Origin of the sequence: Nonomuraea sp. 3N208, from assembly GCF_052245935.1 — a bacterium.
GTDB lineage: Bacteria > Actinomycetota > Actinomycetes > Streptosporangiales > Streptosporangiaceae > Nonomuraea.
Genome location: NZ_JBQQBR010000101.1, coordinates 1 through 8327 on the forward strand (window position 1 = coordinate 1; position 8327 = coordinate 8327).

At 68.0% G+C, this 8327-nt stretch carries 5 protein-coding genes; 1 reads left to right on the top strand and 4 read right to left on the bottom strand.

Going from position 1 to position 8327, the window contains the following annotated elements; translation table 11 throughout:
* Positions 1 to 338: 338 nt before the first annotated feature.
* The 4 genes from ACTWPT_RS59140 to ACTWPT_RS59155 all read right to left on the bottom strand — a co-directional run bounded on the left by ACTWPT_RS59140 (position 339) and on the right by ACTWPT_RS59155 (position 6637).
* Positions 339 to 1127: a hypothetical protein gene (locus ACTWPT_RS59140; protein ID WP_443186330.1), complete on the bottom strand. Its 789-nt coding sequence runs from the start codon at positions 1125 to 1127 to the stop codon at positions 339 to 341.
* A 358-nt stretch (positions 1128 to 1485) separates the two neighbouring features.
* A complete protein-coding gene (locus tag ACTWPT_RS59145) occupies positions 1486 to 1938 on the bottom strand; it encodes a hypothetical protein (protein ID WP_443186331.1) in 453 nt (150 codons plus the stop codon).
* 14 nt (positions 1939 to 1952) lie between these two features.
* Positions 1953 to 2969 (bottom strand): tyrosine-type recombinase/integrase, encoded by a 1017-nt coding sequence (locus ACTWPT_RS59150; protein ID WP_443186332.1) that lies wholly within the window; start codon positions 2967 to 2969, stop codon positions 1953 to 1955.
* A 518-nt stretch (positions 2970 to 3487) separates the two neighbouring features.
* Entirely contained in the window at positions 3488 to 6637 is a 3150-nt protein-coding gene (locus tag ACTWPT_RS59155) for a BTAD domain-containing putative transcriptional regulator (protein ID WP_443186333.1), read from the bottom strand.
* 136 nt (positions 6638 to 6773) lie between these two features.
* Between ACTWPT_RS59155 and ACTWPT_RS59160 the strand changes: the two genes are divergently transcribed.
* Positions 6774 to 7910, top strand: coding sequence for a serine hydrolase domain-containing protein (locus tag ACTWPT_RS59160; RefSeq protein WP_397000425.1), 1137 nt, complete (start codon positions 6774 to 6776; stop codon positions 7908 to 7910).
* Positions 7911 to 8327: the final 417 nt, after the last annotated feature.

An 8327-nucleotide genomic window follows, 5' to 3' on the forward strand; every position in this document is an offset into this window, starting at 1 on the left:
TGCGTCCTTGGGCTCCTTGCGTGCCACTGCGGCGTCCTCCAGGTCGATCTCCGTCGATGCCTGGATCACAGTACTCATCAGGTGCGTTCTCCTTGATCAGGAGTTACACCGAAAACCGTACAGTCCCTGCAGCTCCGGCTGAGTGACCGTGGTGATCAGGCGGCAAGGGCGTATTTGTCCTAGTGACGGGCTTGGCGAACGCGGTGCTGTTCGCGATCGAGGTGATAGGCCCAGTAGGCCTCGAAGTCTCCGGAGGCGATCAGGACGCAGAGTTTGAGGCTGTAGGCCATCTTCCGATCCGGCGAATGGCCCGGCTCTAGGCCTGTGTCTGAATGACTTTATCCCCAGTCGCAGGAGTAGCCGTAGTGGCGTATACCGACCGGGTGGCCCGCCGGGAGCGGCTCACCGGTCAGCGGCGGGATCTTGATGGCATCCCATCCGAGCGTGCCGTCGGCGTTGAGATGCTCGTCGAGACGGATGATGCCGTCGAACCGCCCATCCAAGTAGGTGAAGAGGGTCAGATCGACGCCGAAGGGAGGCTCTTGCACCTCCGCCAACACCGGGGCTAGGAGCCAGGAGCAGGCCCAACGGACTTCGTCCGGATGGGTGGTGACGACCCTCTCGGAATGGAGGAACGAGCCTGAGCCCAGGTCGAGATTGAGCTCGTAGTACGAGAAGGGCGGGTCCTTCTCCAGCACGCCGGTGTCGTCGCTGTTGTCGGTCCATGCGTTCAGGGCGGCGATTCCGGCGCGGGCGGCAGGGTTGTCGGGGGCGGCTTTCAACACTTGCGTGTAGAGGGCGTGTGCTTCGTCCCGCCTGCGTGCGAGGGTGTGCTCGTCCTCGCCGTGCGCGTTCGCATTGTCGTCATCGATCTTCCAGTAGGCGATCTGCTGGAGGAGTCGACCAGCGAGCAGGACGGCGGCGAGCCGATCGTTGGGACGGGCATGTAGGGCGGCCCGGAGCCACGGTTCCTCCGGCCGTGTGAGGAGGAACCGCGGGTCCATGAGATGCTCCAGGGAGTCGCTCCTGAGCATGCACAACAGACGGCCCAACTCGCGAGCGGCGTCGGGGTCCCCAGCGGTTGCCGCGGCCCGCAGCCTCTTGATCGTCTCCTCCGTGATCGCCATGGCACGCCAGGCTAGCCGGATCAGAGGCGTTCGACCATACATTCGATCAACCTCCTGTCGGAAAGTGGTCATGGCCTGGTAGGGACGCCGAGCTCGTGTGGGCGCTGCAGGCGGAGGTCGAGAAGCGGAGCACACCCAGGTCTTGGTCCGTGAGCGGCTGAACCGAGTCACGCAGTGTCGTGGGCAGGTAATCGGAAAGAGACAGCATCGAGGTCCTTTCAACGGTGCGAGAGCAAATGGGCTCGCCGGCGCCGAGGGCGCCGCCGAGGTCGAGCGTGGTGTGCGGGTGGCCAGGGGAACTGGTAAGGGGTCGTGGTCATATCTCAACGAGATTTCTCGATAAGCGTTGAGCCGCAGGTCAGCGAGGTTCTTCTCGGGTGGTCCAGCCGTGTTTGGTGATGAGTTTGGTCAAGGCGTGACGGAGTTGGTTGATGCGTTCGGCGGCGTCGGGTCCGCGGATGCCGATGGTGATGGTGGTCTCGGTGGCGTGGTAGACGGTCTGGCAGCCTTCGGCCGCGGTACGGGCGGCGGCATGGATACGGCCGCGGACCGCGATGAGCTTGCGTGGATCCGTGCGGTCGAGACCGTCGATGGTGAGGTAGCACAGGAACGGGCCGCACTCGGTGAGCGGCCCATCGGGGAGACCGTCTTCGATAGCTTTGCGGATCTTGGTCCTGTCGTCGCTGGTCATGGGGCGTCGGCCGAGCCAGTCCGGCCAGCCGTCGGGCCGGACGGGCACGGTGTGGGTGCCGGGGCTTTGAGCTTGTTGATTGTGCTTGGCGGGTTTGGTGTCGTCTGGATTGGTGGTCATCTCGCCCAAGTTGGCTAGCGGTCAACGATGAGGTGGCGCAGGGCGGCTTGTTTGTCGTCGTTGGTGGGCTGGCTGTAGATGCGCAGCGTGTCGAGGCGGGCGTGGCCGGCCATCTCGGCGACGGTGACGAGGTCCTCGCCGCCGCGGATGAGCTGGGTGACGAAGGTGTGGCGGCCGATGTGGGCGGTGGTGGGGTCCTCCAGGTCGGCGGCCTGGGCGATGGCGGTGAAGACGGCCGAGGCGCTGCGGGCCGACAAGCGCCCGCCGCGTCGGTTGAGGAACAGGGCCCGCTGGGTGGCGGCGCCGGGCCAGGAGCGGCGCGCATCCAGCCAGTCGGTCAGGGGCTGGCGCAGCTGGGGGTGGACGGGCACCTCGCGGATCTTGCCGCCCTTGCCGTAGACGGTCAGCACGCCTTTGCGGGCCGACAGGCGCACGTCGGGCACATCGAGGGCGACGGCGTCGCCGATGCGCAGCCCGGCGTAGAAGGGCAGCAGGGCCAGGGCGCGGTCGCGGGGGTGCGGCCAGTCCTCGATGGCGCGCAGCCAGCGGATCTGGGCCGGGGCGTTCATCGCCTTGGGCGCGGTCTTGGGGATGTCCTCGCGGCCGATGTCGGCCTTGCCCAGGCCGCGCCGGACGTGGAAGTCGTCCAGGGCGGCCAGGGCGTTGTTGACGTAGCGCACCGAGCGTTTGGGGTCGGCCTCGCGCAGCAGGTAGTGGCGGTAGTCGCGTACCGCCCAGTCGCGGGCGCGGCGATCGGTGAGCGGATCACCGTTCAGGGCGGCGGGCCGCCCGGCGAGCCAGGCCAGGTACATCCGCACGCGCGAAGCGTAGGTGCGGCGGGTGTCGGCGGCCAGCGGCACCTGCTCCAGCGCGGCGCTGTAGTCGGCGAGCGTCTGCTGGTAGCCGACGGGCAGCGGGGTGGGGCGGGCGCCGTGCTGCTTCGGCCGTGCCGCGTCCGCGGCTGACTTCGTGTTCTCGGAAGTTGTTCCGGGGGGTTGTGATCCGTCCTGGACCGGATTCTCGGAAGTCACTACGGGAGTGTACTTCCGAGAAACGTTATTCTCAGAAGTTCGCGCGAACGAGCCTGTCGCCGTTCCCGGTGGTGTGCCGTCCACGTGGAGGATTGCCCGTGTCTCTTGCCAGATCAGACGTGGACTCAGATCGTTCAGGACTGCACCAAGTCCGGACTCGGCCAGCTGGTCGCCACGTCGGTCCAGTTCACGCTGGAGTCCGTTGATGGTGTTGCCCCTGGTCGACGAAGACGAGATCAATCTCGTCGCCGCATAGCAGCAGGGAAATGACCTCGCAAAACCGTGTTGCTTTGCGAAACGCCCGCACGGGCGCCTCGCCTCGAACGCCGCATCCCAGTGCAGTGAGAGCGGGCCAGCCCTGTGAACACCGGCCCCATCGACATAGGACACCTCAACCGTGGCGACGGCGAACAGGGCGGCCCCTGTGGATCTCAGTCCGATGTGCGGCACAGTTCCTACTCCATGTGACGTTGTCCGCACGCCCCGACGGACGCCACTGGAATCTCACTGGAAGCAGGTCAAGGTGAAGCGCCCGCCATTGTTATCAGCCTGTCGGTGGCCTTGTGCGGTGTCAGGTCGGCCCCTCGTTGGTAGGCGGTTTCGTAGTCGGTACGGCCGAGCCGTTCCGCGAGCGCCTCCGCAAGCGAGCGCAGCTCGGTGTCGCCGTGGTCGAAGGTGCCGCGGATAGCCTGGCTCAGGCCGAGCGCGGTGGCCGCACCGGTCGGGTCGCCCTCCAGGAACAGCAGCCTGGCCAGGAGCTGAGCGGCCAAGGGGGCGTCCATGTTCGCCTGCGCCGCGTAGACAGCGCGGGGCAGTAGTTCGCGGGCGCGTACGGCGTTCCCGGCGGTGAGGAGGTTGGCCACCCGAGCGAGGAGCAGCCGATTGTCTGCGTGCTCGGCCGCCAGGGGCAGCTTGTGGGTGAGCGTCTCCATCCGATCGAGCTCTTGATCAGCGCGTTCGACCTCTCCGGAGCGGCGGTACAGCTCGGCCAGGATGCCGAGCACCTCGATCTCCAGCGCCGGCTGGCCACGCTGCCAGGCCGCTCGTTCGGCGGTGTCGATGTCGCGCTTGGCGCCGGTCAGATCGCCGGCACGCATGCGTTCGTTGGCGAGCCCGAGCCGACTCGAGACCTCGTCCTGCGAGCCGAGGTCGATAGCGATCGCGAGGCTGTCCTCGTAGGCGGTGATCGCCTGGTCGTGGTCACCGGCGATGGCGTGGTTCTGCGCCAGGCCGTACAGCGCCTTGGCCGCCCACCAGCGATCGCCGACCTCCTCGAACGCGTGCAGTGCCGTGGTCATCGCGGTCGTGGAGCTTTCCCGGTCGCCCTGTTCGCGATGGCGCATGGCTTCGATCATGAAGGTGCAGGCGATCGCCCAGCGGTCCGAGCCGCCGCGTACTCGGGCGATCTCCCTTTCGGCCAGCTCATCCAGCCCGAGCAGCGGTGCCATCACCAGCACGATCGTCAGCAGCATCGGGTAACGCCGCAGAGCGCCGGTGCGCACGCAGTCGTCGATGAGCGCGCCCAGCCGGTCGGTGAGCGGCTCGCCCGAGCCGACGATCAGATGGATCGCGGTGAACGCGGCCCGGGCGTCCGCGGGCAGCGCGTCGCCGAACTCGGCGACCTTGGCGACGTAGGCCTCGGCGCGGGCGTCGTAGCGGTGCATGACCCAGTACCAGTACAGCGGCCCGAGAATCCGGGCGGAGCCCGAGGCGTCGCCGCTTTTGATGGCCGTTTGCAGGGCGAACATCAGGTTGTCGTACTCGGCCTGGAACAGCCGCAGCGACTCCGCCTGTTTGTCCGAGCGCAGCAGCGGCTCGTGTTCGTCGGCCAGGTCCGCGAAGTACCGGGTGAGCCCACGCAGGACGGCGTCGGTCCCTCCTGCGAGCCGGAGCTTCCCCGCCGCGTGTGCCCGGATGGTTTCCAGCATCCGGTAGCCGTCGCCGGCCCGCTCCACGATGGACTTGTCGACCAGGGAGTCCAGGAGGTAGACGACCTCGTCCGCGGGACGCGTCTCATCCGCGCAGACCGCTTCGATCGCAGCGATACCCGTCCGCGCCGGAAATATCGATATCCGGGCGGCCAGTGTGCGTTCTTGTGAGGTGAGGAGATCCCAGCTCCACTCAATGACCGCATGTAGCGTCTGCTGGCGGGGCTGGGCGGTCCGGTTACCGGTGCTGAGCAGCCGGAAGCGGTCATCCAGCCGCCGGGCGATCTGCTCGGCGCTCATGGTCCGCAGGCGTGCCGCGGCCAGTTCCAGGGCGAGCGGCAGCCCGTCCAGCCGGCGCACGATGTCCACGACCGGCCGCGCGGTCGACGCGTCCAGTGCGAAGCCGGGTCGTACGGCTCCCGCCCGGTCGAGGAACAGCCGCACCGCGGCCGATGCGGAGGCACGATCACGATCTGCGTGCGCCGGGGGGAGGCCGAGGGGTCCCAGGCGGCACAGCGCCTCACCCATGACGTCCAGCGGTTCCCGGCTCGTGGCCAGGATGGTCAGGTCCGGCTGGCGCTCCAGCAACCGCCCGGCGAACTTCGCGACGGCTCCGGAGATCTGTTCGCAGTTGTCCAGAACCAGCACGCCTTCACCACCGGCGAGCAGGTTGACCACCCGCTCCAGTAGCGTGCCGGCCGGCTGGGCTCCGGGGAGGCTGATCGTGCTCAGCACCGCCTCCACCAGCCCGTCGGCCGTGTCCACCGCGGCCAGGGAAACCAGCCAGACCCGGCCGCGCTGATGGACCCGATGCCGGCTCACCGCCTCCACGGCCAGCCGGGTCTTGCCCACTCCTCCGGGCCCCACGACGGTGACCAGCCGGGAGGACTCCAACAACCCGGCCAGCAACCTCAACTCGTCCTCGCGGCCGACGAAGCGGGTCAGCTGGGCCGGCAGACGGCCTCGCACCGCCTCCGGCCGGACCTGTTCCGCCTCGGGGATCTCCAGCTCACCCCGCAGCACGGCGAGATGCGTCTTGCGCAACTCTTCGGAGGGGTCGACGCCCAGCTCCTCGGCGAGAGTCCCGCGGACCCCTTCGAACACGGCCAGCGCATCGGACTGGCGGCCCGCCGCGTGCAGGGCTCGCATGCGCAACCCGGCCAGTCGTTCCCGGAGCGGATGGGCCGCGGCCGCCGCCTCCACATCGACCAGAATCTCGCCGTGGTGGCCAAGCCGTAGCTCCGCCTCGAAGCGGTCTTCGAGAGCCCCGATGCGCAGTTCGTCCAGGCGGGCGCCAGCCGTACCGGCAAAAGGAATGTCGCGCACGTCGGCCAGCGCCTCCCCCCGCCACAGCGCCAGCGCCTCCTCCAGCAGCGAGGCCGCCAGCTGCGCAGCGCCCGCCGCCAGTTCGCGGCTGCCTCGCTTGGCCTGTTCCTCGAAGCGGACCGCGTCGACCTGCTCGCTGCGCACGCGCAGGCGATACCCGCCGGCCACCGTCTCCACCACCCCAGCCCCGGCCAGGGCCTTGCGCAGGCGGTGCACCAGCGCGTGCAACGCGTTGAGGGTGCCTCCGGAGGAGTGGTCCCCCCACAGGCCGTCGAGCAGCGAATCGACCGATACCACTTCGTTCCCGGCCAGTGCCAGCCTGGCCAGCAGTGCGCGAACCCTGGTGCCGCCCAGGTCGATCGGCGCGCCGTCGTCGGCATACGCCAGAACCGGCCCCAGCACCTCAATCCGCATGCCCGACAGGCTATCCGGTGGGCTGAGAGCGCCTTACAGCCAGCCGGTGCCGGTTGGAAGAGAGATATAAGAGGCCTGTCAGAGCTACCGAACATCGTGGAGGACGTAACGAAGAAACATCCCGAAAGGCAGTGCGATGGCAATCATCAAGAACGTGCAGCAGGTGCTCGACAGCGCGGTGGCCGAGTACGGCACGCCCGGCGTCGTCGCCGCGATGCAGGACGAGAATGGCGCCTGGACCGGGTCGGCCGGACTGTCCGACCTTGAGGCCGGCCGCCGCCGCGAGCCCGGGGAGCAGTTCACCATCGGCAGCGGCGCCAAGGCATTCACCGCCGCCGCGATGCTGACGCTGGAGGCCGAGGGCAGGCTGAGCCTCACCGACACCGTGGAGCAATGGCTGCCCGGCGTAGTGCGCGGCAACGGCAACGACGGCCGTCAGATCACCATCGGCCAGCTGCTGACCCACACCAGCGGCCTGGGGATCACCGGCCTGAACGTCGAGATCGCGCGCAAGTACCACACCCGGCCCGGGTTCGCCGCACACCGCTATGACGTCTGGACCGTCGAGGAGTTGCTGAAGCTCCAGATGGCCATTCCTCCGTTGTATGCGCCGGGTTCGGACTTCGCCTATAGCAACGGCGGCTACCACCTCGCCGGGGCAATCATCGAGAAGGCGACCGGGCGAAGCTACGAGGATGAGGTCGACCGGACGGTCGTCCAGCCGCTCGGACTGACCGGCACCTATGCGCGGGCCCTCGACGAGCGGCAGTTCCGGGGACCGCACGCCAGGGTCTACACCAGGCAGTTCATCAAGGACGGCGTGGACCCTGCAAGCCTCACGCCCGACAACTACGAGTCGCTGATGGAAGGCCCCGACTCCGATCCGGTCGACGTCACCGACAGGACTATCTGGGGGTGGGCCGCGGGCGGCGTAGTTTCGACCACCAGCGACATGCTCCGGTTCGCCAAGGCGATGATCACCGGCTCGCTGTTGCCGCCGGCGCAGCATCGCACGATGTGGAGCACGGTCCCCACCAGGGATTGGCTGCCCAACACCCGCTACGGCACCGGCGTGAGTCAATGGGCGCTGGCCGACGGCCGCACGCTCCACATCGTGGCCGGTGTGGAGCTGGGCACCGCCAGTTTCACCATGGGTACTCCTGACGCCCGACGCCTGGTCTCAGTGAACATCAACTGCGACTGGAACTGGTACCCGGTCTGCAGCCAGATCGCCGACTCGGTGTTCGGCTCACCCTTCCTCCCACCTCAGTAGCGCCTGCTGACATCGCCCGGACGGGCACCGCGCCGCTGGCACGTCCGGGCGATCGCCCAGCCCGCGGCCGCCTGATCGGCCGTCGTTCCAAGGCCCTCGCGCGGCTCACCCATGGACCTCATTCCTCCTCATCGGCGGCGGGATCGCGAAGCTCGCGCAGTCCTCCGCTCACTTCGGGGCGGTTGAACGGATAGAAGCCGTGGAAGTTGATGTGTTCGAACATCAGAGGCAGGAGTCGGGCGCGGATCTCGGGCGTGACCTGCCCGCCCTTGATGCCCAGCGCGCCGGTCTCTAGTGCCGTAGCCGGTCACGTTTGCCCTTTTTGTGACGACACGCCGATCGAGGTCTCCTCTCGGTCGGCGTGATCGTTTCAGACTTCTGGGTGTGGCTGAACGGGTTCGTGTACGCGAGATCGAT

What these genes read in the sequence shown, in the direction of transcription:
- ACTWPT_RS59145 (WP_443186331.1), bottom strand. Translation starts at nt 1,938, where the DNA reads ATGACCACCAATCCAGACGACACCAAACCCGCCAAGCACAATCAACAA.
- ACTWPT_RS59160 (WP_397000425.1), top strand. Translation starts at nt 6,774, where the DNA reads ATGGCAATCATCAAGAACGTGCAGCAGGTGCTCGACAGCGCGGTGGCC.
- ACTWPT_RS59140 (WP_443186330.1), bottom strand. Translation starts at nt 1,127, where the DNA reads ATGGCGATCACGGAGGAGACGATCAAGAGGCTGCGGGCCGCGGCAACC.
- ACTWPT_RS59155 (WP_443186333.1), bottom strand. Translation starts at nt 6,637, where the DNA reads ATGCGGATTGAGGTGCTGGGGCCGGTTCTGGCGTATGCCGACGACGGC.